The organism is Sphingomonas sp. IC081, from assembly GCF_006874585.1.
Classification (GTDB): Bacteria; Pseudomonadota; Alphaproteobacteria; order Sphingomonadales; family Sphingomonadaceae; genus Novosphingobium.
Genome location: NZ_CP029761.1, coordinates 505,749 through 530,085, shown reverse-complemented (window position 1 = coordinate 530,085; position 24,337 = coordinate 505,749). Strand labels below are relative to the sequence as shown.

Below are 24,337 nucleotides of genomic sequence, written 5' to 3'. Positions count from 1 at the left end.
GTACGCCCCATTCAACCCCGGTTTTCAACGACGCAGGCACAGCTGGCCTTCAGCCAATCGGGGATCACATGTGCCGGTAGATTGCCGGGATGCCGAGCGTCGACTGACAGTCCCTGATCCGGGTGGTCGTGACGCTTCGTGGTCTTCTCAGCAAGGCCGAGAGGCACCACAACCAAGCGGGTCGGCACACCATCTGACTTCTCGGCGATCAAGGCAGCTCGCCCCGGAAAGTCATGCCGATCCAGCACCACCCCGTTCAGTTCGAGTCCGTTACACTGGAGCAATGTCAGTTCACCGAAACCAAGTTCCGCCCTGCCCTCTGCGATGCCAAGCGACAGGCGGCACTCCAACCAGCGCTTGTCTGCACTTTCATCGTCTGTACCCACCTTTTGGATCCATCGCTGACCGAGCGCACGGTGTCGAGGGTCGGACGCTGCACCATCGCCGCTGTATGCACGGTAGTGAGCGGCCACGCTGTCATCTATTGAAACGGTGATGCCGGCTGGCGCACAGTCAGGCCTGAGATATTTCACCAGCTCCTCCGCGTATGCGGCCTCACAATCGAGGAGATAGCCATAGCCACCCGGCCAGACCAGGAAATCGAACAGCACCCGCCCCCGATCGTCAAGCATGGCCGCCCATACCGGCAGATAGTGCGTGATCCGGTTCGACAGGCGCGGCTCAAGGAAAGCAGCGACATCGATAGAGCGATCTGCGGGATCAAGACGGACGAAACGGCGCGAGAACAATCGGGTCGCGGTCATGGAAAATCCTGGCTATTTGCGAAAGTTCAGTAAACGGCACGGACTTCAAATTCGCGCCCGCGAAATTCCGTGACATCTCCCGCCGTCAAGCCGTCAATCGCGCCATAGAACGGTGCGGACTCGGAAAGCCCCATCATCTCCACGCCTTCGCAAGTAAACCTTCCTGTCGATACCCCGATCACAAAATGACGGCCATCGACGCAAACCACGGCTCCCTGCTCAACCCTGTCCTTGGGGCTGAAATCGATTGCTCCGATCGCCTTGAATTTCTGTTCGGCGGAATGGACCGGCTGCTCAAGTCCTTCGGCAAGATTGGCCTGAAACTTCGCCTGGGCCTGTTCATCCAGTTCGATTGGTTCGGTTGGGACCAGCCTGGTTCCCGCCAGGAACTGAAGATAATTATGTGTAGCGTGCTCCAGTTCCTCGGCTGTGAGGTTCCGCAGGCTTTCCCTGACGCATTCTTTGTTCATTGTCCCACCTTTTTCCGCCGGGCACGTCACCCGGGCAACCCTGATTTCCAAAGGCTCAGCTTGAAGACCGTTTAGCCCACCGCGATGCCGCGCCAGAACGCAATGTGATCCCTGATCTCGGAGGCTGCTCCTGACGGCTCGGGGTAGTACCATGCCGCATCGGCATTCGTCTGCCCATCAACTGATACTGAATAATAGGACGCCACCCCCTTCCAGGGGCAGGTCGATTTTCTCGAGCTTTCCACAAGGTACTCCGCCTTCACCGACGCGCGCGGAAAGTAGTGATTGCCCTCCACCTGAACGGTCCTGTCGCTTTCGGCGATCACCACACCGTTCCACACTGCCTGTACCATATCAATCTCCCGGTCGGTTGATCCGTTCATACAAATATCTCGCAGCCCAATCGGGCTTCGACGCAGCCACCCGCCGTAGGAAGCTGCAGGTCAGGAGGGCCTTGATGCCCGACTCCGCAATCCAGGCGAACAGTTCCGCCGCAAGCCTGGCGCCAAGCCCCGACCCACGCAGTGCGGACGGTGTTTCGATATGGCCGAAAACAAAGGTCCCGTCTTCACGCAGCGAGTAACTGGCAAATGCGTCGCTGGGTTCCATGTGCCAGACGACGCGCTGCTGGTGCGGATAGTGAATTGCCCGGCGCGGGATCAGTCCGGACCGTCCAAGCAGCTTTTCGATGTCGCTGACCGCCGGGTTGCGCCATGCCCTTTGCCCGATCACCAGCGACGGTGAATGCGGCCTGCCATCACCGAACAGGGTGGCGAAGTCAGCCGCCGTTTCGGGATCGCCGGAAATGTCGACAATCTGCGGCTCTACACCAAGACCTTTGACCTGTTCGGCAATGGCTCGCGATTTGGCACAAGAACCATTGGTCAGGATCGTCACCGGGTTCGTTTCCATTGACACACTTGCCATCTCGTCAGGTTCCACAAAAGGTTACGCACGGTTGCGACCCGGCGGGTGCCGGCATGGCGTAATCGGCCCACTCAGGCCGTTCCACGTAGGGATTGGTGACGACTTCGAGCAGTCTGAAGTAGGGGGCAAGATCCCCTTCGACCGCCGCCGAAAGGGCCGCTTCCACCTTGTGATTGCGTGGAATATAAAGCGGGTTGACCGCATTCATCGCCGCCGCACGCGCTTCGGGCAACATGGCCTCATCGTTGGCAATGCGGGCATTCCAGTCATCGAGCCAGATGCCGATTTCCTCGCGGTTGGTGAACATACCAGTGACAACCTCAAGTCCAGCAGTCAGCGACCTGGCCAGGTTTCGGAACAGATTGGTGTAATCGACCCCCTGTCCCTCCATGGCAGCGAACAGCCGGTTGGCAAGATCAAGATCACCCGCAAGGGCGCGGGCCAGCCCCAGCTTGGCCCGCACTCCGTTCAGCCATACCCCAAGGTATCGCTCGCCATATCCCGCCAGCAGGGCATTCATCGTCTCCACCTCCTGCGGATTGACTTCGGCAACCACGCTCGCCAGCGCCGATCCAAGTTGCGTCAGGTTCCAGCGGCCGATCACCGGCTGGTTGCCAAAGGCATAGCGTCCATTTTCATCGATCGAACTGAACACCGCCTTGGCCGAATAGGCATCGAGGAATGCGCAAGGGCCAAAGTCGATCGTCTCACCCGAAATCGCGACATTGTCGGTATTCATCACACCGTGCACGAAGCCGACATGAATCCACGATGCGACCAATCGCAGCTGCGCTTCCATCACCGCCTCGAATAAGGCGAGATAGGGGTTGGCGGCCCCAGCGGCCGCCGGATAGTGGCGGGCAATGGCGTGGTCTGCCAGTCGCTTGACATGATCCGGCCCAAGATGGGCGGCGAAGAACTGGAATGTGCCGACCCGGATATGGCTCTTGGCGATCCGGGCGAGCACGGCGCCAGGCTGCAGGGTCTGCCGGGCCACCTGCTCCCCGCTCAGCGCGACACCGAGCGACCGCGTCGTCTCGATCCCGAGCGCGGCCATCGCTTCCGAAACCAGATGTTCGCGCAAAGCCGGCCCCAGCGCATAACGGCCGTCGCCACCACGAGAAAAAGCCGTGCGCCCCGAGCCTTTCAGCTGCAAATCGAACCGGGCCCCATTCGGAGTAATGTGTTCCCCCAATAGTATTGCACGGCCATCGCCAAGCTGCGGCGAGAAGTGGCCGAACTGGTGCCCGGAATAGGCCTGCGCAATCGGGTCGGCGCCACCGGGCAGCCGAAAGCCCGAAATGAGCTCAGCAGCGCCGTCCTCCAGTTCAGCCAATCCCAGCCGTTCGGCCAAGGTCCCATTCCAGACCACTAGTTCCGGATCGGTCGCCGCACTTGGGTTCGCCGGGGCGTAGAAGCCGGGCAGGTCGCGGAAATAGGAATTATCGAAATTTAACGACATTTTTCACCTGATAAATGGCCGCCGGGTGGTTGTTGCAACGGGAGAGGCAGCGTTGCAATCCACCCGGCGGCGCGCGAGCGACAGGCAGGGGGTGAGCCTGCGCTCAGCGTACGAGTTCTACCGTTGGTGCATCTTTGAAGGCCGCGATCAGCCGTTCCGGATCAAGCCGGAAATCGTTGAAGATCACTTCGCCCTTGGGATCAATCACGATGAACCAAGGCGTTCCGCCGCTGCGGTAATCCTCCATCACGGTCGGATAGCGTTCACCACTGGGCGGCAGATCATGCCCGAACGGAAGATCCAACCCGTAGTGCAGCTGGGTTTCGCGAAGTCTTTCCACGGTATTCTGATCCGCACCTTCGAACACGGTCTGGACCACGGCAAAGCCGAACCCCTTGTCCGACAGGCCATCGACCAGCCGCTTCAGTGCCGGAAAGCCGCGCGAATGGCAGCCAGGGCACCAGTGCTGAAAGCAGTAGATGACCTTGTAGCCATCACCCAGGTCGGCCAGCTTGACTGGTTCGATCTGGTTGCCCTTGCCATCGATCCAATAGGGCACTCTGAGTTCAGGTGCCTGATGCGAACTAATTCCAATCGACATGATGCCGTGCTCCTGAATTGCCTGACACGGGCGTAAAGTGGGGTGATCGTTGAGGACCAACCCACTTCGACCCTCCGGGCTCGTTGGCCCTCAGGCTGCTCGCGGCAGGACCCAGTCCTTGCGCGGGAAGTGGCAGGAATAGCCGTTGGGATAGCGTTCGAGATAATCCTGGTGGACATCCTCGGCTTCCCAGAAATCGCCGGCCGGGGCCAATTCGGTCACGACCTTGCCAGGCCACAGCCCGGAAGCCTCGACATCCGCGATAGTCCGCTGTGCTTCGGCCAGTTGTTCATCGCTGGTGAAGAAGATCGCCGAGCGATACTGGCTGCCGCGATCGCCGCCCTGACGGTTCTGCGTGGTGGGATCGTGGATCTGGAAGAAGAATTCCAGCAGCTTGCGAAAGCTCATTTTCGCAGGGTCGAACACAACTTCGAGTGCCTCGGCATGGCCGGTGGTGCCGGTCTTGACCGTCGCATAGGTAGCGTTGGGCGTGGAGCCGCCGGAGTATCCAACCCTGGTCGAGATTACGCCGTCCATCTTGCGGACGAGGCCCTGCATGCCCCAGAAGCAGCCGCCAGCCAGGATGGCCCGTTCACTAGTGACCATGTCAACCTACCTCCTCTGTGAAATGGCTGGCAAGATCGCCATAGCCTTCTGCCTCGAGCTGATCGGCCGGAACGAAGCGCAGGGCCGCTGAATTGATGCAATAACGCATACCGCCCCGGTCCTTCGGGCCATCAGGGAAGACGTGACCCAGGTGGCTGTCGGCATGAGTGGAGCGCACCTCGATCCGGCGCATGCCGTGGCTGCTATCGTCATGCTCGACTACCGCGCCGGGCCGTACCGGCTGCGTGAAACTGGGCCAGCCACTCTTCGATTCGAACTTGTCGGTGGACACGAACAGTGGTTCACCGCTCACGATATCGACATAAAGGCCGGGGGCGTGATTATCCCAGAATTCGTTGCGGAAGCGCGGTTCGGTGCCCCCGCGCTGGGTTACTTCGAACTGCATCGGTGTCAGTCGATCGACGGATTGACTGGTCTTCTTGAAAGTTCTGGCGAGCGCCATGATGACATCTCCCGTCATGGTTACTGTTCGGAAGATGGCCGCACAGATCGGAAATTACCAATAGCCGTGATGCATAGATTCTATAGGGTTGTTCGAATGGCTCCTGCCTATTCCCGATCCCAATCCTCCCTGGCAAGCATCCGGCGGAAATCCTGCAGGACTTTTGAATTTCCCGACCCCGAGACCGAAACGAAAGAAACTTCGCGGGACAGTTCCAGGCCCTCGACCGGACGCACGAGCATATTGACTGCAATCCGGGAATGCTCCGGAAGCATGCAAATTCCGCCCCCCGAGGCAACGACCTCCTGAAGCCAGTCTTCCCTCTCCGAACGCAGGCGCGCGGCGGGAAGGCTACCCTTTGCTTCAAGGAACTTGGTCACTCGTTCGCGAAACTCGCAATTGAGTCGGTCGATATAGGTCTCATTCGCCAGCTCATGCGGTGGAACGATGTCCATTTGCGCAAAACGGTGCTCGGCGCCGCATCCAAGCAACAGGCGTTCGGCAAACAGGGGAATGGCATCGAGCTTGTCATTTCTTTCCGGCATCTCACCGATGATGCAACCGTCCAGCGTACCGGCCAGCACCAGCTCTATGCCACTGCTCCGGCTTATGGGATGCATGACCACCTCCGCCATGGGAAGCTGTTCCAGCACGCGGCGGATGAACCGCGCAAAGCGGATCGGCGCAATTGAGCTGACGATCCCGATCGAAAGCTTGTCGAGATGTCCATCGCGGCTGTCACGTGCGATGCCATGAATCCGCTCTTCCGAACGCAGAATGGCCTCGAACTCATCGCGTACCGCCATACCGAGCGCGGTGAGGCGCGTATCCTTGCCATCACGATAGAGCAGCCTGCCGCCAAGCTGCTCTTCCAACCGCTGGATGGAGCGGGTCAGTGTCGGCTGGGTTACCCCACTCGCACGGGCGGCAGACGTGAAGTTCAGGCTCTCGGCCAGTTCCAGAAAATGGCGTATCTGGGATATGTTCATGGGTATTGATCTTCAGCCCTTGCGATGGTGTTCGAATATCTCGCCAACGGCGACATCATATTCCCGTAGTAGTCGCGCCTTGCCCAGTTCCTTGGCGCGTTCGTGATCGGGATGCTTGTCCCACGCGAGGAATGCCTCGCGATCGGTCCATTCGGCAATGACCACCATCTCGCCATCGTCTGCCGTGAAGACCTTGTGCCCGGCATATCCCGGCATAGCGGAAACGATCGCGCTCATTTCGGCGTAGAGCGTCTCGAACTCCGCCAGTGTTTCCTGCGTTGGTCGCGTTCTGAACGCGGCTATAATTCCACCTTCCGGCATGACTATCTCCCTAGAATGCTGTTGTCTTGATTTCGATGTGGTTTTCAAGCGTGCGGTGAACCGGGCATCGATCGGCGATGCGCATGAGATCGGCCCGCTGCCCATCATCGATCGGGCCATGCAACCTGATGGACCGATCCAAAACGTCGATCTGCACCCCGGCATTCATGTCGGGGCATTGGGCGCAATCGGCAGCATGTTCACGCCCATGTTCGAGCTCGATCTCGACCCGTTCGAGAGGAATGCCCTTGCGGCGGGCATAGATCATCAGCGTCATTGACGTGCAGGTACCAAGCGCAGCCAAAAGATGATCGTAAGGCGTCGGGCCCTGATCGTCACCGCCCACGTGGATTGGCTCATCCGCGATCCAATCATGGGATTGTGACTGAACATCCTGCACGAAATTTCCAGTGCTGGTAGCGACCCTGACGGTGCCGGGGAGCGGCCTCTTTCCTGCCGGCAAATGGCTGTTGGTGCGTGAAAACCAGTGGTCGATACTCTCGGCCACCTGAACCGATGCGCCAGGTGCACCCAGCAGATGGTCAGCATCGCGCAGTGTCACGAAGTCCTTCTCGGCGCCAGTAGCAACGAACAGGCGCTCGCCCTGTTCGTAGGCAACGACGTTATCCTCGCGTGCGTGCATAACCAGCAGGCGCGCCTTCAGTGTGGCCAACCGGGTAGCCTGCTCCGCGTTTGATGCCTGTTTGACGAAAGCATCGGTAATCACTGTCTCGCGCCCCAGAAGCGTCACAGTTGTGCGTCCGGTTTCAGCCAGTTCCGTGCGATCGGCACCGATGGTATCCAGCACATGATCCACTTCGAACGGTGCACCGATAGTAACCAGATGTTCCACCTGCGGAAGTCTGCTCGTCACAGCTATGGCTGCCGCCCCGCCATAGCTGTGCCCGATCAGCATATTGCATTGCAAGCCGCGTTGCGCGAGTGCCTCGATGGCGGACACGATATCATCCGCGTTGCCCAGCAGGCCCGTTTCGCCAAATTCGCCCTCGCTCTCGCCCACCCCCGCGAAATCGAAACGCAACACGGCAAAGCCGCGTTCGGCGAGATACCGTGCGACACGCGTGGCGGCCAGCGATTGGCGACCACAGGCGAAACAATGGGCAAAGACCGCGACGCCGCGATGCGGATGGGCAGCAGGGAGTTCGAGGATGCCCGCCAGATCGCCCTGACTCCCGGGGAAAGCGAAGCGCTCCGTCTTTCGCGCAGTCATGCCTCGTCCGATGAAATCTTGTCCAGGGCCAGAGCGTTCATGCAAAACCGCAAGCCGCTCGGTTCGGGGCCGTCAGGGAAGACATGGCCCAGATGCGCATCGCAGACGTTGCAGGTCGTCTCGATCCGGGTCATTCCGTGACTGGTATCCGCATGGTGGGCGATGACCGCATCATCGACGGGCTGCGTGAAGCTGGGCCAACCCGTGCCGCTCTCGAATTTGCTGGACGAATCGAACAGCTCCGTCCCGCAGCAGCCGCAGGCATAGCGCCCCGGCGTGAACAGGCTGCACATCTCGCTTGAATGTGGACGTTCGGTGCCCTTGAGCCGGGTTACGTAGAAACGGTCTTCAGGCAGCAGCGCGCGCCATTCGTCGTCGCTCCGCTCCACCCGGCGCGGTGGCTGCAGGTTTCCTTCCCTTGCAAACCTAACTACGTCGTTCCAGTTCATGCTTCCTCCGGCTTCGTATCGTAACATCTCGAAATTCCTGCCATATTCGCCGTGCTGGCGGAAGGCATGACTTGAGACTGGACCAGGAGCCGATTAGTAGGAAAAACTGTAGTTCCCAGAAGCTTATCCAGAGTCATGCGAAATCTGCATAGAATGTATGCCGCCCATTTTTGTCCCCAACTCCTAAGGTCGCAACCGAACGGGCGATCAAACGGAATCTCGAGTTTTCAATGACTGAAACAGGCCTTATGGATCGCTTTGCAAGCACCCGCAGTATGACGATGTCGCTCGTCGGCGGGATGAGTGATGCGGATGCGACAATCCAGCCGATGCCCGATGCCTCACCGGCAAAGTGGCACCTTGCGCACACAACCTGGTTCTTCGAGACCTTTGTGCTGCGCGACTATGGGCCGGGCTACGCGTCGTTTCATCAGAACTGGCCGTTCCTGTTCAACAGTTATTACGAGGCCGAGGGCGCTCGGCTGGCGCGCAACAGACGCGGGATGCTGTCCCGGCCTTCCCTCGATGAAATTCGGGAATACCGTCGTCATGTGGATCAGGCGATCCTGGCGGGATCCGATGAACTCGCCGGCCGCGCGGCGGACCTGATTGAACTGGGCATCCATCATGAGCAGCAGCACCAGGAGTTGTTGCTCACGGACATCTTGAACGCTTTTGCGCAGAACCCGCTCAAGCCCGCTTTTGTGGCCGCACCGGGTGGCGATGCCCCAACAGGATTGCAGCAACCACTGATCTGGAACGAATTCGATGGCGGCGTGGTTCAGGTCGGCCATGAAGGATCTGGCTTTGCGTTCGACGCGGAAACGCCCGCGCATCAGGTGATTCTGCGCCCTTTTGCCCTCGCCAACCGCTGCATCACGAACCGGGAATGGGAGGAGTTCATCGCCGAGGGCGGATACCGCGACCCTCGCCACTGGCTTTCCGATGGCTGGGCCTGGGTGCGGGAGAACGCGATCGACCGGCCGCTGTACTGGGGCGAACACGGTGGTGGCGGGCGCAAATCGTTCACTCTTGGCGGCGAGGGCCTGCTCGATCCCGATGCACCCGTTTGCCACATCAGCCTGTACGAGGCGGACGCCTATGCCAGCTGGGCAGGAGCACGTCTTCCCACCGAACACGAATGGGAATGGGCAGCGCGCGATGCCGATACCTTGCTGGGCAACCAGCTCGATTCCGGGCACGCCGTCAAACCTCTCCCTGCCACGGGTGGCGGCCTTGCCCAGATGTTCGGCGATGTCTGGGAATGGACCGGTTCGGCTTTTCGTCCCTACCCCGGCTTTCGCATCGCCGAGGGCGCGGTTGGCGAATACAATGGCAAGTTCATGTCGGGACAATTCGTCCTGAAAGGCGCCAGCTGCGCCACCCCGCGTGGCCATTCCCGGGCCAGCTATCGCAACTTCTTCTACCCGCACCAGCGTTGGCAGTTCTGCGGTCTGCGCCTTGCAAAGGACATTTGAAGGCATGACAGCCGCATCACAGACTCTCGTCCAGTCGCTTGCCCAACTCACCCCGGAGCAGGTCGAACTTCGCGACGATTTCATTCGGTGCTGCCGCGATACGCGGCAGACCATGCCCGCACGCTGGCTTTACGATCATCGCGGCTCCGAACTGTTCGAAGAAATCACCACGCTGACGGAGTATTACCCCACCCGCACCGAGCTGGGTCTCCTGCGCGATGCCGCCGCGAAATTGCACGAGGCGATCGGCGAAGGCCGGATGCTGATCGAGTTCGGGGCCGGCAGCGCGCACAAGACCCCTGCCCTGATCGAGGCGATCAGGCCGGCGCGCTATGTGCCGATCGACGTTTCGGGCGACTACCTGCGCGAATCTTCGGCCGAACTGGCAAAGGCGTTTCCAGATCTCGAAATCGAACCCATCGAGGCCGATTTCAACCGCGCGGTGCCGCTGCCGCACTGCCCTCGGCGTCTGCCCATCATTGGGTTTTTCGCCGGTTCGACGATTGGCAACCTCACCCCGTTCGAAGCCACCGATCTCTTGCGCCGAATGGGTGAAACGCTGGGGGACGATGCCCTGCTGTTGATCGGCATGGATCGAGTCAAATCGCTGGATGTGCTGCTGCCTGCCTATGACGATGCCAGGGGCGTGACGGCCGCGTTCAACCTCAACCTGCTGCACCGGATCAATCGGGAGTTGGATTGCAACATCCCGGTCGAAGCCTTCGCCCATGAAGCGCGCTGGAGCGAACCGCGCACCAGGATCGAGATGCATCTCGTAGCCCTGCGGGATGTGGAGTTCTCATTGGGTGGGGAACGGATTTCATTCGGCAAGGGCGCCACGATCCACACCGAAAACAGCCACAAGTACCGCTTCGAGGAAGCACGCATGCTGCTGCGCTGTGGGGGCTGGGAGCCAATCGATGCCTGGTCCGATCCGGCGGACCATTTCACCCTGTTCCTCGCCCGGCGAGATTCCTGAAATCGGAGACAAGTCATGCGCAGCGCCGTAATTGTTTCAACTGCCCGCACCCCGATCGGCAAGGCCGTGCGCGGTGCATTCAACATGACCAAGGCGCCGACGCTGGGCGCGCTTTCCGTGCGCGAGGCAGTGGTGCGTGCCGGCATCGATCCCAGCGAGGTTGACGATGTCGTCTATGGCAGCGCGCTGCAACAAGGCGCGGCGGCGAACAACATTGGCAGACTTGTCGCGCTGCGGGCCGGCTTGCCCGTTGAGGTTGCGGGACAATCGATGGACCGGCAATGTTCGTCAGGCGTCATGGCGATCGCCACGGCGGCCAAGCAGATCATCGTCGATCGCATGGATGTGGTGATCGGTGGCGGCCAGGAATCGATCTCGCTGATCGAAACGCCGGAATTCCGAATCGATTTCGATGCCGAGCTGATCGCGCTGCACGACGACATCTACATGCCGATGATCCAGACCGCGGAAGTCGTGGCGAACCGCTATGGCATCAGCCGCGAGGCGCAGGATGCCTATGGCCTGCAATCACAGCAGCGCACTGCTGCTGCCCAGGCTGCTGGACTTTTCGACCAGGAAATCGTGCCCGTAACCGTGACCAAGGCGGTGAAGAACCGGGAAACCGGCGAAGTCACCCATGAACAAGTTACGCTGTCAAAGGACGAGGGCAACCGGCCGGAGACCACGATCGAGGCCCTTGCCGGATTGAAGGCGGTGATCCCTGGCGGATCAGTTACCGCGGGCAACGCCAGTCAGCTCAGCGATGGCTCCTCGGCCTGTGTGTTGATGGAAGAAAAGCTGGCTGAAAAACGCGGACTGCAACCGCTCGGCCGCTATGTCGGCATGGCGGTCGCAGGCTGTAAGCCCGACGAGATGGGGATCGGCCCCGTCTTCGCGATCCCGAAACTGCTGGACCGCTTCGACCTGACCATGGACGATATCGGGCTGTGGGAGCTGAACGAAGCCTTTGCGGTTCAGGTCCTCTATTGCCGTGACAAACTGGGTATCCCCGACGAACTGCTGAACGTTAACGGCGGTTCCATCGCCATTGGCCACCCCTATGGCATGACCGGTTCGCGCTGCACGGGTCATGCGCTGATCGAAGGCAAACGGCGCGGTGCGAAATACGTCGTCGTCACCATGTGTGTCGGCGGCGGTCAGGGTGCCGCAGTCCTGTTCGAAACACTCTGAATCGAGAAGGAAAAAAATAATGGGAGATCGCAGCTTCGACTCGATCGTCATCGGGGCGGGCCAGGCTGGCCCTTCGCTGGCGGTCACACTTGCCAAACGGGGCGAAAAGGTCGCACTGATCGAGGCCGAACGGCTCGGCGGCACGTGTATCAACAACGGCTGCACGCCAACCAAGACCCTGCGCAAGTCGGCACGGGTCGCCTATATCGCGCGGCGCGCGGCCGAGTTCGGGATCGACACCGGGTCAGTCACGATCGATTTCCCCCGCGCGATGGCGCGGATGCGCGAGCGGGTCGATACCTCGCGCGCCGGGCTGGAGAGCTGGGTGCGCGGCAGCGGGGTCGAGGTCGTGATCGGCCACGGAAAGATCGAAGGGCGCGAGGGCGAGCAGTTCCGGGTCAACGCGGGCGGTGAAACACTGCTGGCGAACAAGGTCTTTCTCAACACCGGAACCCGCCCCTTCATGCCACCGATCCCCGGACTGGACGGAGTGCCTGCACTCGACAACCGCTCGCTGCTGGCGCTGAACGAATTGCCTGGGCATCTGGTGATCATCGGCGGCAGCTATATCGGGCTGGAGATGGCGCAGATCTTCCGGCGTCTTGGGGCCGATGTAACCGTCATCGAAGGTGGCCCCGCCCTCGCCTCGCGCGAAAATCCCGACATTTCGGCGATGATCCGCGAATTTCTCGAAGCCGAGGGCATCACCTTCCATACGGGTGCGAAGATCGAAGGAGTTTCCGGTGCTTCCGGGACCATTACGGTGCGTATGGACACCGGCGTTGCAAGTGGCACGCACCTGCTCGTGGCCACCGGACGCCTGCCCAATACCGATGGGCTGGGGCTTGAAGGCATCGGCATCGAAACCGGGCCGCGCGGTCACATCGCAACGAACGAACGTCTCGAAACGGCTGCACCTGGAGTATGGGCGCTGGGCGACATCAACGGTCGCGGTGCCTTCACACACACCAGCTATCATGATTTCGAGATCGTCGCGGAAAACCTCGCGGGCGGCGCGCGCAGCGCGGACGCGCGGGTGATGGCCTATGCCATGTTTACCGATCCGCCACTGGGCCATGTCGGCATCCAGCGTTACGAGGCGCAGAAACTGGCCGACGAAGGGCGCAGCATCCTGATCGCGGAACACGACATGAAGGACGTGAGCCGCGCCAAGGAGGAAAGCGAACTGACCGGGCGCATCCGCATCATCGTCGATGGCGATGATGGCAAGGTGCTGGGTGCGACAATGCTGGGCATCAATGCCGATGAGATCATCCAGGTCTTCTCCAATTTCATGGCAGCGGGCGGCCACTGGCAGGCGATGCGCAATGCCCTGCCCGTCCACCCGACGGTCACGGAATTCATGCCGACAATCCTGGCCAAGCTGGCCCCGTTGACGAAGGCCTGAGTGAATGACGGAACAAACCCTTGCCTGCGACATGCACCGCGAGACCGTTCCCGGCGGGCTGCTGTCGGCAACGGTAACGCCGCTGGCTTCGATCTTCGGCAGCGGCTTTCTGGTGATCGCCGCGATCCTGTCGGCGGCGGTCGGGCGCTATGCGGTGTTCGCCATGGTCGGCATCTGCGCTCTGGCCTTCGCGATCGGCATGGTGATGCGGCACAATATCCGGCATGTCGAACCGCTGCTGTTCAATCGCAAGCTGCCAGCCTGGCCCGCACGACTTGAACTTGTTTCGGATTTCGCACTGGTGCTGGCCTATGTGATTTCGGTCACGCTGTACCTGCGGATCATGGCTTCGTTCGCGCTCAACCTGGCCGGCGCGGACTCGCAGTACAACCAGTCCCTGCTGGTCAGCGGCTGCATCGCCGTGATACTGGCTTTTGCCTTGTGGAAAGGACTGAAGTCGCTTGAGTTCCTGGAGAAATGGGCGCTGATCCTGACAATGGCGATTGTCCTGGTCCTGCTGGCGACATTCGTGAAACTGGATGCCTCGGTGCTGACGCAAGGCGTGCTGAAGCTCCCGCAGGCCAGCGCGGAAACACCGCTGCATGCCCTGCTGCTGCTCGGCGGCACGGTCATCGTCGTCCAGGGTTTCGAGACCACGCGCTATCTGGGGGAACATTACTGCCCCGAAACCCGTATCCGCGCATCGCGCCTTTCACAGATCATTTCCACCGTGGTCTATGTCGCCTTCATCGCGCTGGTGACACCGCATACCCACCTGCTCGATGGCGTGATGAGCGACAGTGGCTTGCTGGACATTGTCAAGCAGGTCGCCACCTGGCTGGTGCTGCCGCTGGTCGGCGCCGCTATCTTCAGCCAATTCAGCGCGGCCATTGCCGATACCATCGGCGGGACAGGCAATGTGCGCGACCGCACCGACGGCAAGGTTTCGGAACGCGCAATCTATGCGGCAATCCTGTCGGTTGCCCTGATCCTGGCGTGGAGCGCGGATACGGCCCAGGTGCTCGTCCTCGCGTCCAAGGCCTTCGCATTTTACTATGGCCTGCAATGCGCTGTTGCCGCGATAATCAGCAGTGACACCCGGATTCGGCTGGGCGCCACGATGCTTGCGGCTGTGATGTTCGCGATCACTGTATTTGCCATACCGGTCGGCTAACTGGCATCGCGCGAGGTGGAATGGGTTCTCGAAACGAGACCGAATTGCAGATGGGGGAGTAGATGGAAGCGGCATTCACCGTCATGGCGATCTTTACGCTCTCGACCATTATCGTGCGGATCGCATCAACCATCATGCGGCTGACCGGCCTGCCCGACAACGTGGCGCGCTTCCAGAGCCTTTCCGCCATGACGGGCACCGGCTTCACAACCCGCGAATCCGAATTGATCGTGAACTACCCGATCAGGCGCAGGGTGCTGATGACATTGATGATCATCGGCAATCTGGGGTTGGTTTCGGTGGTCTCGACCTTCGTTGTCACGTTTTCGGCGATGGGCCCGGACAGGAGCTCGATCCTGCAACAAGCGCTGTGGCTTCTCGCCGCGCTCGCTCTCAATTTCGTCATAATAGCCAATCCGGTGGTCGATGGCCTGCTGTGCCGGTTCCTGAGCTGGTTTCTTCTGCGCACGACAAGCCTTGGCAAGCGCCGCTTCGTCCGCCTGCTCAGCCTTGATGATGAAATGACCATCGCCGAACATCATCTGCGGCCGCGAGGCCCCGTCATGCTGGGCGAACTGATCCCCGATCACATCGACCTGTCCGTCGTCATGATCAGGGGGGCAGAGACACGGCACCCCTCGCGCCTGGAAGACGAGATCGAAATCGAACCATCCGAGACCGCGGTCTGTTTCGGCAAGGAAGACATGCACCGGCGCTTCGCCGACTGGCTGGAACGCGAAGCACCGTTTCGCGCGCAGGCGATATCGTGATGGTTCACACACAATTCGAAACTGGAAAGTGGGAGAAATTCAATGAAGGGCACAAGACCATTTGCAGCGCGCCTGACCTGCGGACTGATCGCGGCAGGAATGGTGATGGCATCGCCAGGACCGGCGATGGCATCGCACCACTTCGATTCCTCATTGTCGCAAGGCAACCCGGCTCTCGACCTGACCGACCTTTTCGTCTTTCCGGCCGAGCGCAAGGGATACACCGCGTTTGTCGTCGATTTCAATCCGACGGCGAAACTTGACGACAAGTCGCCGCTGGCCTCCGATGGGCTCTACAGCATCCACATCGCCCGATCGGCCGACCTGTCGCAGGGCATGACGCTGACCTTCCGCATGGCCGGTGATAAGGTCCGCGTCGGCAAGGTGCTGGGTGCCAACGAAGGGGTCGGCTCGGCCGGGGAAGAGATCGGCCTTGCCGCAGTCGGCACCGCGGCCACTCTGCCAAACGGCATGCGGCTGTGGATCGGTCCGATCAGCGATCCGTTCATGGGCAACTGCGCCGGGCTGGTCAGACAGGATGCGGCCGTCGATGCAGGCAAGTTCGATCCCACCGTCTATGACGGCAAGCGCGATTTCTTCATCGGCAAGGCCGTCGGCTCGATCGTGGTGGAAGTGCCCGATGCCATGCTGGGCAAGGACGTGCATGTCTTTGCCACCAGCGCCCGGCACCTTGGCGATACTTGGGTCCAGGTCAACCGCATGGCCAACCCTCTGCTGACCCATATGTTCACGCGGGCCGATATCGCCAACACGCTGGAGCATGTGCAGCATCGCCCGGATTCGGACGGCATGCGCGTCGCGACAATTCGGGGGGCGGTACTGCGCACGGTCACACTCACAGGCAGCAAGCCTGGCGCCGAAGTCGCCTATGCTGACGACGTGGCGCACCGCCTCCTCCCCGACCTGCTGGGCTATGCCGTCGGCGGGCCTGCCAGCTATGTGCCCGGCACACTGGGTGGACGCAAGATCGCCGATGACGTGATGGACACGCAGATCTCGCTGCTTTGGGGGCGTCAGCAGAGCGACGGAGCGAATGAAAACGCCGCACGCCGGCAAAATGCCTTCCCTTATGTCATGCCGCTCGCCTCGCTGCCCGGAGGCTTGCCTGTCGGTTTCGAGGGGCAACAGACAAGTTGCGCGTCCTGACGATGGCAGCTGGTGACGATAAGGCCGACGAGATCGACAGGATGCGACGGGACATCCTGGCCTGCCGGGTGTGCGAGGCGCACCTGCCTAATCCCCCTCGCCCGATTATGGCGATTTCTGCCACGGCGAAGATCGTAATCACGGGGCAGGCGCCAGGGCGTTTGGCGCATGAAAGCGGCGTGCCGTGGAATGACCCCAGTGGCATCCGTTTGCGAGAATGGATGGGCATCGGTGATGCGGATTTCTACAATCCAGCAAAGGTTGCGCTGGTGCCCATGGGGTTCTGCTTTCCCGGCACGGGCAAATCCGGTGACCTGCCGCCTCGTCGCGAATGCGCGCCGAAGTGGCACGGCCGCATCCGGAACGTCCTGCCGCCCCGGCGACTGACCCTGCTGGTGGGAACCTATGCACAAAAGACCGGCCTGCCGAAGGAGTTTGGCACCTCGCTCGAACCGCGCATCCGCAATTCGCTTGCGTCCGGGGGCGATCTTATTGCCCTGCCTCACCCTTCGTGGCGGGTAACCGGCTGGATGAAGCGCAATGCGTGGTTCGAGGAGGAGGTGCTGCCAGCCTTGCGTGAACGCATCGGTAGGGTACTCTCACCCGGTGGAGGAAGGCCATGAAACCGGATCCGGCGCAACTCCCATGCCCACCGGGTGCGCTTGTGCACCACATCGTCAATCGCACGCCAGCGGTCGGCGAACGCGCGAATTTCGAATGGCTGCACTATTGCGCCCGCCATGAAGGCATCGAGGATATCCTTAACGATCAACTCGGCCTGCCGATGTTCATCTCGCAGGCCATGGTGGCCGACGAAACCCGCTCGCGCGCGATCGTCCGGCCCGAGGGCATCATGGTGCTGTTCAAGGCTATGCACCAGCACGATGGCGCCGATCCAGAGATGATGGTGTCGCTGCGGCTGTGGATCGAACCGCACCGCGTAGTCAGCGCGCGCGAGCGCGATATCGATGCGCTGCTGACCATCCGTGATGAAATGGAGGCGGGCACCGGCCCGGCGTCAACCGCGGATTTTCTGATTGAGATGATCGGCCACGTCTATGACGAATTCGAACCGCTGATCGACGCGATGGAAGTGGAGATCGACGCACTGGAGCTGCTAGTCGAGCGGGAGGAAACCGAGGCGGTCTGCGGCCGGCTTGCAGCACTTGAGCGGCGCACGGCGATATTCAATCGCCATCTTGCGCCGCAGGCCGCGATCTTCAGGCTGGTCGCCTCGAACAGCTGTCCGCTGGTCAGCGATGACGATCGCGATCACCTCAACGAACTGGACAGCCGGTTGCATGGCATTCTGGAGGCTCTGCGCGATATCCGCGAACGCGCGCTCATCATCGATCAGCGCATCCAGCGGATCGAGGAATTTCGGCAAACCAGGGCCAATCTGGTGTTCGCGGTCGCCGCCACGTTGTTCCTGCCGGCGACATTTCTGACTGGCCTGTTCGGAGTGAACGTCGGCGGCATCCCATGGATGAACGAACCGACGGGTTTTGCAATTATCGGCCTTATCTGCCTGGCGTTGATCGGGGCAAGCTATCTGATGATCCGTCGCGGACGTTGGCTATAAGACATGGGCATTCAATGACCTACGGGTCGGTTAGAAAATTCGGTTCGGATCGGGAGAAAAAGTCATGGTACGAAAATTGTCTGCCGAGTTTTTTGGCACATTCTGGCTGGTTTTTGGCGGATGCGGTTCGGCGGTGCTGGCCGCCGCATTTCCTGAGCTGGGCATCGGATTTGTCGGGGTGTCGCTGGCGTTCGGCCTCACCGTCCTGACCATGGCCTATGCCGTTGGCGGAATTTCCGGGGGACATTTCAATCCCGCCGTATCGCTGGGACTGGCAATTGGCGGACGGTTCGCGTGGAAGGAACTCGTCCCCTACTGGATTGCCCAGATCGCCGGAGCAATCGTGGCGGCGGCCGCACTCTATGCCATTGCTTCCGGCAAGGCCGGTTTCGCCGCTGGCGGTTTTGCGTCCAACGGTTTCGGCGAACTCTCGCCCGGCGGGTATTCGATGCAGGCAGCTTTACTGATCGAGATTGTTTTGACGGCGGGGTTCCTGATCGTGATCCTGGGATCGACATCGAACGCCGTTCCGGCCGGGTTCGCACCCATTGCGATCGGTCTGGCGTTGACGCTGATTCATCTCATTTCGATCCCGGTCACGAACACATCGGTAAATCCCGCCCGTTCGACCGGTGCGGCGCTGTTCGCCGAAACCGCAGCGATGGGGCAGCTCTGGCTGTTCTGGTTGGCGCCGGTCGTCGGCGCGGCGATCGGTGCGCTTGTCTGGCGTTTGCTGCTCAGACCTGATGGTGCGGAAAACGCCTGATCGGGAAACGTCAACGTTCTGAGAGATGAATCGGCGAACTCCTATCCCCGGCGCACTCTTATGCATGCCGGGGGTGCGCTGGTCGATTGCCATGAAGGATCACGACAATGACCGACGAACGACAGGCAGGCGGAAAATACGGCGAAGGTCTGGACGGGCGGATACCGCCCAACCAGGCGGTTACCCGCAAGTTCCCGGTGATGACGGCGGGCAAGACGCCCGATATCGACACGGCAGCATGGTCGTTCTCGATCAAGTCCGGTCCGCGCACTTTGGCGAGCTGGAACTGGGTGGAATTCAATGCCCTGCCACAAACACGGTGGCGCGGCGATATTCACTGCGTCACACGCTGGTCGAAGTTCGATACCGACTGGCAGGGCGTGACTATCGACGACCTGCTCGCGAGTGCCGGAATCGAGCCGCCCTCCCCCCATACCCTGTTTCAAGGCTATGAAGGCTATTCCACCAACCTGCTCTTGTCAGACATCACCGATGGCAAGGCGATGATCGCCACCCGTTTCGATGACCAACCCCTGACACGCGAGCATGGCGGCCCCGCCCGGTTGCTGGTGCCCCATCTCTATTTCTGGAAATCGGCAAAGTGGGTGAAGGCCATGCAGTTCACGCAGAAGGAAGAAAGCGGCTTCTGGGAACTGCGCGGATATCACCAACGCGGCGATCCATGGGCTGAGGAGCGGTTTTCCTGAACCATCACAGCATGTCGCAGAAATTCGCAAGGATATCCTTGCCATGATCCGTGCCGATGCTTTCCGGGTGAAACTGCACACCGAAAATCGGATGTTGTCGGTGCTGCAGCCCCATGACATGTCCGTCGTCGGACATGGCCGTGATCATCAGGCTGGCAGGCACATCCTCGACCACCAGCGAATGATACCTGACGGCAGGAAAGGGAGATGGCAGCCCCTGGAAAATGCCGATGCCATCATGGCTGATCTGCGATACCTTGCCATGCATCAGGCCGCCGCGCCGCACTTCACCGCCGAAGTGCTGGCCGATTGCCTGATGGCCAAGGCAGATACCCAGCAGCGGCTTCCCCAAGCGCGCGCATGCAGGGACCAGATCGAGGCACACGCCGGCTTCACTGGGGGTTCTTGGTCCGGGTGAAAGGACTATTGCGTCCGATTCTATTGCCATCAGCAGATCGACAGTGTGCACATCGTTGCGCACCACCTGAACGTCCCGCCCGATTTCCTGAAGATACTGGACGATGTTCCAGGTGAAGCTGTCGTAATTGTCTATCAGCAGTATCATCTTTTTCTGGTGCGCCTTCTCGTCCGGTCTCGAAGCCAGTGTGCGCCGGCAAATGTCGCATGGACCATGACGGCGGCCAGCATGACTCCGGACAGGCGCGCATGGAATGACAACAGGGCATGAGCAAGCGGTGCATCGGGCCGCGACACAAAATTATAGACCGGCAGCGGAGAGACGAGTTCGATCCAGCGCCCGTCCAGCGCCCGTCCAATCCAGGCCAGCATGCCCATCGCCACCGCCAGAACGGCGAGACCGACCTGATATCCCCTCACAAGCAGATGCCGCCTGCCGCCATGCACAAAACTGTTTCGGGGAAGGCGATAATACAGCAGCCAAGCCAGCGACGTGGCCATTCCAATCATACCTGCCGCGCGGTGAACCGCGAACAGATCCTCCCGCAGCGGGAAGCTCACCTCCCACGACCAATCGAAAGTGACAAGGCCGGTCCCCAGCGAGACGGCACAGGAAATCGCGATGATCGAGTGAAATCGGGCACGGGCACGACATTGCCGTTGCCGTGCTGAAGGTGAACGCCCTGCGCCGCTCACATCTATTTGAGCGTTCCCAAATAGGCGACGATATCCATACGGTGCCCACTGTTGCGCACACCATTGGGGAAGAGATTGCCCATGCGGTTGCCGGGAATGAATTCCCTCGGCTTTTCCAGATGCTTCGCAAGGTTCTCTGGTGTCCATGTCACACCGGAATTGGTCATCTCCGGCGAGTATGCATAACCTGGCCCGGTGCCCGCCTTGCGGCCCGCGACGCCGGCCAGCGACGGACCGACGCCTCCCTTCCCGGCAACGGTCGAATGGCACGCCACACAGGTCGTCTCGAAAGCGAGTTTCCCGGCCGCCGGATCGCCTTTTCCGTCAGTTGCGGCAGATGCCTCATGCCCGGCAGCATCCGGCGTCATGGCCGCGGTTTTCGCCCCTTCCGGCAAATTGACCTGGCCCTTGGGACCAAGCGCCGGATAGGCATAGGTATAGATCCAATCGTTGCCCTGCGCCGGTATGTGGCAGGACTGGCAATCGGTCTTGTAATCCGTGGCGATCTGGCGGGTCGTGTCCGCAGGGTCGAACTGCGCCCAGCCCCAGCCATCGCCCCATAACGGGTTATCGCCAAAACGGCCTTTGGCATCCTTGACCATCATGAACCAGGTTTTCGTGTCGGTCGGCCAGAAAGCCTCCCCGGTCGTGTGTTTGGCACCCCGGCTGGCCGAAACTTCCTTGATCAGCACGGCACCGTCAGGAAACCTGCCCGCTTGCCTGAAGGCATCGACATCGGATGGCCGTGCGTAGACCGAATGGATGTCCGCCACCCCGCCTTCTCCCGCAACGGCCCAGGAACCGATGAAACGAAAACCGTCGGGGAAATCAGCCGGAAAGCTGATTTCCCCTCTCTCGCTGACCAATGACGAGTAGGTATCGGCTTCGACAGGTGTATCCTGCGTGTCCTTACAGGCCGACAGGCCCAGAAGCCCCGCTGCCACGAGCATGAGGGCGCCTTGTCCCGTCCGATTGCGATTCATCTTGCTCATATCCCGGTCGCTCGTGTCTTCTGCCATACGATCGGCGTTGCCGTGTTACTTGCCGGGCAGTGGCAGCGGATCGAGGATGGGCTTGTAAAGGCTGACATAGACCATATCCTCGTCGGCATTGGCGATATGGCATCCCGCGCATTCGCCGATCGGCTTGGCCTCTGTCGAAGCGAGGTAGGGCGGCGCCGAATGGTTGAAGTTGAAATAGCCCCAGTTGTTGCTTTCCTAGAACCGCTTGCTGTCCTTGACGGCAACATCGAGTCCATTGACAGCACCGGGGAAGTAGCCACGTCCTGATGGCTCATAGCGGGAACCATCCGAAAATTCCGCCTTCCCTCCGACAAGCTGCAGTTCCTTCACCATCATCGTGCCTTCTGGCCACTTGCCGGTTGCTCGATAGGCCTTGAACGCGGCGGGCTGGACGTAGACATTGTGGAATTCAGGAAAATTCGCCTTGCCGTCATTCAGGCCATTAGGAGTCAACGGCGCGCCGATGAATACCCATTCGCGGAAATCCTTCGGCTGGAAAAGCTTGCCATCCCTGTCCCACACGGGCGGAATATCCATCTCCGGATATGCCGGGTCGGCCGCGGCGGCTGCCGTGCCTGCCGTTTCGTTCTTCGAACTCGCGGATCCAGACGCTGAATTTCCTTCGCCGCTGCTACACGCCGAAATCAAGGCCGTGGCACAGGCAAGACTGCCCAGTTTCCGGATTAGTAGCGAAAACTTGCGAACCATTTTCTCTCCCCCTGCCCGATTGTCGATGGATCAAGTGTGAGATATCCGGCGATCAGGGCTACTGTCCAATAACTGGTTCGGATACTTTCCATACGGAATGAGTATCGGGCAAGATGGCTTCGACTTCTGACCGTGTCCTACAGGTATCGATAAATCATGCACGCGGCTTAGCGCGATGATTTCCTCCACGATAGTTCACGGAACGTCTCAATGAGGCTTGTCCGCAATTGATCTGATCCACGCGTCGATTTCCGCCTCTATCCACACCGCGCATTTGGGGCCAAGCGAACGGGATTTCGGGAAACGGCCTTCGCTCATCCGCTGATAGATAGCCGAACGACGTAAGCCGACGCGGTCGATGACTTCAGGCAGCCGCAAAAGCCGGGCCGGCGGAGGGACTTGCGGTGAAGTCTGATCTGCGTCGGCGTCGTTCTCGGCAAGCTGTGGATTTGCTTTCATGATCGTTCCTGTCGGGTCAATTTCTCGGTCCCCTCCGACGTGAATTGGATCAGCGCGGCAGCGCCATCGAAATGTCGCGGTTGGCAAAATCATCGATGTGCTTGGCAAGCATGCGGGCGACGAGCTGCGAAGTGCCGTTCGCCCACCGGGGCCGCAAATCTTCGACGCGTCGCCCAAGCGTGCGTTCGAGCTGGCCTGGCAAGGCCGTGAAGAAGTCCTCAAGAAACTCTCCCATTTCGCTGCGCATCCATTCGCAGGCGAGATCCTCCTGACCAGCCAAGGCGAGGATCATGCTGGCGCGGGGAAAGGCGCCGCAGACATCGAGAACGCGCGCGGCTTCATCAAGGCCGATCGGCCGATCGCCGCGCATGACACGAAGCAACGTCTCGCGGTGGATCCCGACTTCTCGAGCGATCTGGTGCTTGGGCTTGTCAGACGACTCGATTGCATGGGCAAGAATGTGCGCGAGGCTGGTGTTGGCTTCGCCTCGGAATGGCGCGGGCTGGTGCATCGACAAAAACTCCAACGATGAGGAACTGAGTCGTAGCCATATCGCGCATGATCCATGTAGGAAAATGAAAAGAACATTTACGGAATATCTCGTTTCTAGGCGAATCATCCTCTAGGCCCGAGTCGCTGACAATCACCGCCACGCTTGTCGGGATTCGTCGACGTTGATTACCAAATAAGCCGCTGTTTCTGCGTATTATCGCCGACGTCGGCCAATTGATGCGTCCATATCCGTCCGCCACTTCAGCCCCAGAGGCAATCCGACTTTCCTACATCGATTTCCTAGATGCATGTGGAACACACAGCGAACGAAAGAACGCTGGGTTCACCCCTCCAGATGGAGCTCCATATGCAGTCTCTCACCCTCTCCCGGCGTTCCGGCGCCATTGATCACAACCCCTCGAAGTTCGGGCGGGCCATGACCATTGCAGTACCGCTTGCGGTCGCAGCACTGGCCGCCAGCGCTGCCTACGCTGGCGCCGACACGACCTTCACCCCTGCCCTCACGAAATTCACGGATTTCCTCGAAGGCTCGGGCGGCAAGATCATCACCGTCCTCAGCCTTGCAGGCGGCCTCATCGGTCTCGCCTCGGGCCGGTTCTCGCTCGGACAGGTCGCTGTTCCGGTCGGCGTCGGCATCGGCGTTGGCACGGGTGTTCCGATCGTCACCTCGGTCGTGACCGCGGTCATCTGACGCATCGGACGGGAAGGCGCGTCGCCATGGCAGACCCATATATCATCCCGCGTCGGCTCGACGATCCGGAGCTCATCGGCTTCTGGACCATCGACGAGTTCGCCGGGATGCTCATCCCCTTCACCTGGGGAATCCTCAGCCAGCATATCTTTATCGGCATCATCGTTGCCTTCGGCGCCTGGTTCGCGCTGCGAAAGGCAAAAGCAGGACGCGCCAGCTCCTGGGTAGCCCATGCCGCCTACTGGTATCTGCCGGCCGGATTGCTGGGCCTGAAATCGACGCCGCCTTCCCACTGCCGCCTGCTTGCCGGTTGAGGGGAGATATCC

General features: G+C 60.5%; 30 protein-coding genes and 1 pseudogene. 13 read left to right on the top strand and 18 right to left on the bottom strand.

The window, feature by feature from the left end; translation table 11 throughout:
- Window positions 1-11: 11 nt before the first annotated feature.
- From DM450_RS02685 to msrB (DM450_RS02630), 12 genes are all read right to left on the bottom strand, one after another.
- The gene (locus tag DM450_RS02685; protein ID WP_142632475.1) at window positions 12-764 is read right to left on the bottom strand and encodes a folate-binding protein; all 753 of its coding nucleotides are present in this window, start codon (window positions 762-764) and stop codon (window positions 12-14) included.
- 26 nt (window positions 765-790) lie between these two features.
- On the bottom strand, window positions 791-1,234 hold the full coding sequence (locus DM450_RS02680; RefSeq protein ID WP_142632474.1) for a hypothetical protein: 444 nt from the start codon (window positions 1,232-1,234) through the stop codon (window positions 791-793).
- Window positions 1,235-1,305: 71 nt separating this feature from the next.
- Complete coding sequence (locus DM450_RS02675; RefSeq protein WP_142632473.1) at window positions 1,306-1,587, bottom strand: DUF427 domain-containing protein; 282 nt, start codon at window positions 1,585-1,587, stop codon at window positions 1,306-1,308.
- Window position 1,588: 1 nt separating this feature from the next.
- Window positions 1,589-2,131 carry an N-acetyltransferase gene (locus tag DM450_RS02670; RefSeq protein WP_185928688.1) on the bottom strand — a complete coding sequence of 181 codons (543 nt, stop codon included), beginning with the start codon at window positions 2,129-2,131 and terminating at the stop codon, window positions 1,589-1,591.
- 34 nt (window positions 2,132-2,165) lie between these two features.
- On the bottom strand, window positions 2,166-3,623 hold the full coding sequence (locus DM450_RS02665) for a protein adenylyltransferase SelO (protein WP_142632471.1): 1,458 nt from the start codon (window positions 3,621-3,623) through the stop codon (window positions 2,166-2,168).
- Window positions 3,624-3,726: 103 nt separating this feature from the next.
- Window positions 3,727-4,224: a peroxiredoxin family protein gene (locus tag DM450_RS02660; RefSeq protein WP_142632470.1), complete on the bottom strand. Its 498-nt coding sequence runs from the start codon at window positions 4,222-4,224 to the stop codon at window positions 3,727-3,729.
- 90 nt (window positions 4,225-4,314) lie between these two features.
- The gene (msrA, locus tag DM450_RS02655; protein WP_142632469.1) at window positions 4,315-4,830 is read right to left on the bottom strand and encodes a peptide-methionine (S)-S-oxide reductase MsrA; all 516 of its coding nucleotides are present in this window, start codon (window positions 4,828-4,830) and stop codon (window positions 4,315-4,317) included.
- A gap of 1 nt (window position 4,831) precedes the next feature.
- Complete coding sequence (gene msrB, locus DM450_RS02650; RefSeq protein WP_185928687.1) at window positions 4,832-5,293, bottom strand: peptide-methionine (R)-S-oxide reductase MsrB; 462 nt, start codon at window positions 5,291-5,293, stop codon at window positions 4,832-4,834.
- Between the two features lie 107 nt (window positions 5,294-5,400).
- The gene (locus tag DM450_RS02645; RefSeq protein WP_142632467.1) at window positions 5,401-6,282 is read right to left on the bottom strand and encodes a LysR family transcriptional regulator; all 882 of its coding nucleotides are present in this window, start codon (window positions 6,280-6,282) and stop codon (window positions 5,401-5,403) included.
- A 12-nt stretch (window positions 6,283-6,294) separates the two neighbouring features.
- Entirely contained in the window at window positions 6,295-6,603 is a 309-nt protein-coding gene (locus tag DM450_RS02640; RefSeq protein WP_142632466.1) for an antibiotic biosynthesis monooxygenase, read from the bottom strand.
- A 10-nt stretch (window positions 6,604-6,613) separates the two neighbouring features.
- Window positions 6,614-7,834, bottom strand: coding sequence for an alpha/beta fold hydrolase (locus DM450_RS02635; protein WP_142632465.1), 1,221 nt, complete (start codon window positions 7,832-7,834; stop codon window positions 6,614-6,616).
- On the bottom strand, window positions 7,831-8,283 hold the full coding sequence (gene msrB / locus DM450_RS02630) for a peptide-methionine (R)-S-oxide reductase MsrB (protein ID WP_142632464.1): 453 nt from the start codon (window positions 8,281-8,283) through the stop codon (window positions 7,831-7,833). The genes DM450_RS02635 and msrB (DM450_RS02630) overlap by 4 nt, the downstream gene beginning before the upstream one ends.
- 230 nt (window positions 8,284-8,513) lie before the next feature.
- Between msrB (DM450_RS02630) and egtB the strand changes: the two genes are divergently transcribed.
- From egtB to DM450_RS02575, 11 genes are all read left to right on the top strand, one after another.
- Complete coding sequence (gene egtB, locus DM450_RS02625) at window positions 8,514-9,761, top strand: ergothioneine biosynthesis protein EgtB (RefSeq protein WP_142632463.1); 1,248 nt, start codon at window positions 8,514-8,516, stop codon at window positions 9,759-9,761.
- A 4-nt stretch (window positions 9,762-9,765) separates the two neighbouring features.
- Window positions 9,766-10,740 carry an L-histidine N(alpha)-methyltransferase gene (egtD, locus tag DM450_RS02620; RefSeq protein ID WP_142632462.1) on the top strand — a complete coding sequence of 325 codons (975 nt, stop codon included), beginning with the start codon at window positions 9,766-9,768 and terminating at the stop codon, window positions 10,738-10,740.
- A 15-nt stretch (window positions 10,741-10,755) separates the two neighbouring features.
- Window positions 10,756-11,931, top strand: coding sequence for an acetyl-CoA C-acyltransferase (locus tag DM450_RS02615; RefSeq protein ID WP_142632461.1), 1,176 nt, complete (start codon window positions 10,756-10,758; stop codon window positions 11,929-11,931).
- Window positions 11,932-11,950: 19 nt separating this feature from the next.
- Window positions 11,951-13,339 carry a mercuric reductase gene (locus tag DM450_RS02610; RefSeq protein ID WP_185928686.1) on the top strand — a complete coding sequence of 463 codons (1,389 nt, stop codon included), beginning with the start codon at window positions 11,951-11,953 and terminating at the stop codon, window positions 13,337-13,339.
- 31 nt (window positions 13,340-13,370) lie between these two features.
- Window positions 13,371-14,513, top strand: coding sequence for a hypothetical protein (locus tag DM450_RS02605; protein ID WP_142632460.1), 1,143 nt, complete (start codon window positions 13,371-13,373; stop codon window positions 14,511-14,513).
- A 134-nt stretch (window positions 14,514-14,647) separates the two neighbouring features.
- Window positions 14,648-15,283, top strand: coding sequence for a hypothetical protein (locus tag DM450_RS02600; protein WP_142632459.1), 636 nt, complete (start codon window positions 14,648-14,650; stop codon window positions 15,281-15,283).
- Window positions 15,284-15,325: 42 nt separating this feature from the next.
- The gene (locus DM450_RS02595; protein ID WP_142632458.1) at window positions 15,326-16,450 is read left to right on the top strand and encodes a DUF4331 family protein; all 1,125 of its coding nucleotides are present in this window, start codon (window positions 15,326-15,328) and stop codon (window positions 16,448-16,450) included.
- Window positions 16,438-17,073 (top strand): uracil-DNA glycosylase family protein, encoded by a 636-nt coding sequence (locus tag DM450_RS02590; RefSeq protein WP_260610105.1) that lies wholly within the window; start codon window positions 16,438-16,440, stop codon window positions 17,071-17,073. Before DM450_RS02595 ends, DM450_RS02590 begins: the two co-directional genes overlap by 13 nt.
- Window positions 17,070-18,032, top strand: a complete 963-nt coding sequence (locus DM450_RS02585) for a CorA family divalent cation transporter (RefSeq protein WP_142632457.1) — start codon at window positions 17,070-17,072, stop codon at window positions 18,030-18,032. Before DM450_RS02590 ends, DM450_RS02585 begins: the two co-directional genes overlap by 4 nt.
- A gap of 64 nt (window positions 18,033-18,096) precedes the next feature.
- Window positions 18,097-18,798: an aquaporin Z gene (gene aqpZ / locus DM450_RS02580; protein ID WP_142632456.1), complete on the top strand. Its 702-nt coding sequence runs from the start codon at window positions 18,097-18,099 to the stop codon at window positions 18,796-18,798.
- A gap of 107 nt (window positions 18,799-18,905) precedes the next feature.
- Entirely contained in the window at window positions 18,906-19,505 is a 600-nt protein-coding gene (locus DM450_RS02575; protein ID WP_142632455.1) for a sulfite oxidase-like oxidoreductase, read from the top strand.
- A gap of 4 nt (window positions 19,506-19,509) precedes the next feature.
- Here the strand turns inward: DM450_RS02575 and DM450_RS02570 are convergent, their stop codons facing one another.
- The 6 genes and pseudogenes from DM450_RS02570 to DM450_RS02545 form a co-directional block, all read right to left on the bottom strand.
- Window positions 19,510-20,070, bottom strand: coding sequence for an anthranilate synthase component II (locus DM450_RS02570; RefSeq protein ID WP_142632454.1), 561 nt, complete (start codon window positions 20,068-20,070; stop codon window positions 19,510-19,512).
- A complete protein-coding gene (locus tag DM450_RS26515) occupies window positions 20,067-20,618 on the bottom strand; it encodes a cytochrome b/b6 domain-containing protein (protein WP_409529350.1) in 552 nt (183 codons plus the stop codon). Before DM450_RS26515 ends, DM450_RS02570 begins: the two co-directional genes overlap by 4 nt.
- 2 nt (window positions 20,619-20,620) lie before the next feature.
- Window positions 20,621-21,610 (bottom strand): cytochrome P460 family protein, encoded by a 990-nt coding sequence (locus DM450_RS02560; RefSeq protein WP_142632452.1) that lies wholly within the window; start codon window positions 21,608-21,610, stop codon window positions 20,621-20,623.
- A 45-nt stretch (window positions 21,611-21,655) separates the two neighbouring features.
- Window positions 21,656-22,177, bottom strand: a pseudogene (locus DM450_RS02555) (cytochrome P460 family protein).
- Window positions 22,178-22,555: 378 nt separating this feature from the next.
- The gene (locus DM450_RS02550; protein WP_142632451.1) at window positions 22,556-22,807 is read right to left on the bottom strand and encodes an AlpA family transcriptional regulator; all 252 of its coding nucleotides are present in this window, start codon (window positions 22,805-22,807) and stop codon (window positions 22,556-22,558) included.
- A gap of 49 nt (window positions 22,808-22,856) precedes the next feature.
- Window positions 22,857-23,318 (bottom strand): transcriptional regulator, encoded by a 462-nt coding sequence (locus tag DM450_RS02545; protein WP_054529585.1) that lies wholly within the window; start codon window positions 23,316-23,318, stop codon window positions 22,857-22,859.
- Window positions 23,319-23,666: 348 nt separating this feature from the next.
- On the opposite strand from DM450_RS02545, the gene DM450_RS02540 reads away from it, so the two are divergent.
- Both DM450_RS02540 and traL read left to right on the top strand, forming a co-directional pair.
- The gene (locus tag DM450_RS02540) at window positions 23,667-24,011 is read left to right on the top strand and encodes a TrbC/VirB2 family protein (RefSeq protein WP_109807671.1); all 345 of its coding nucleotides are present in this window, start codon (window positions 23,667-23,669) and stop codon (window positions 24,009-24,011) included.
- 26 nt (window positions 24,012-24,037) lie between these two features.
- On the top strand, window positions 24,038-24,325 hold the full coding sequence (gene traL / locus DM450_RS02535) for a type IV conjugative transfer system protein TraL (RefSeq protein ID WP_007013892.1): 288 nt from the start codon (window positions 24,038-24,040) through the stop codon (window positions 24,323-24,325).
- Window positions 24,326-24,337: the final 12 nt, after the last annotated feature.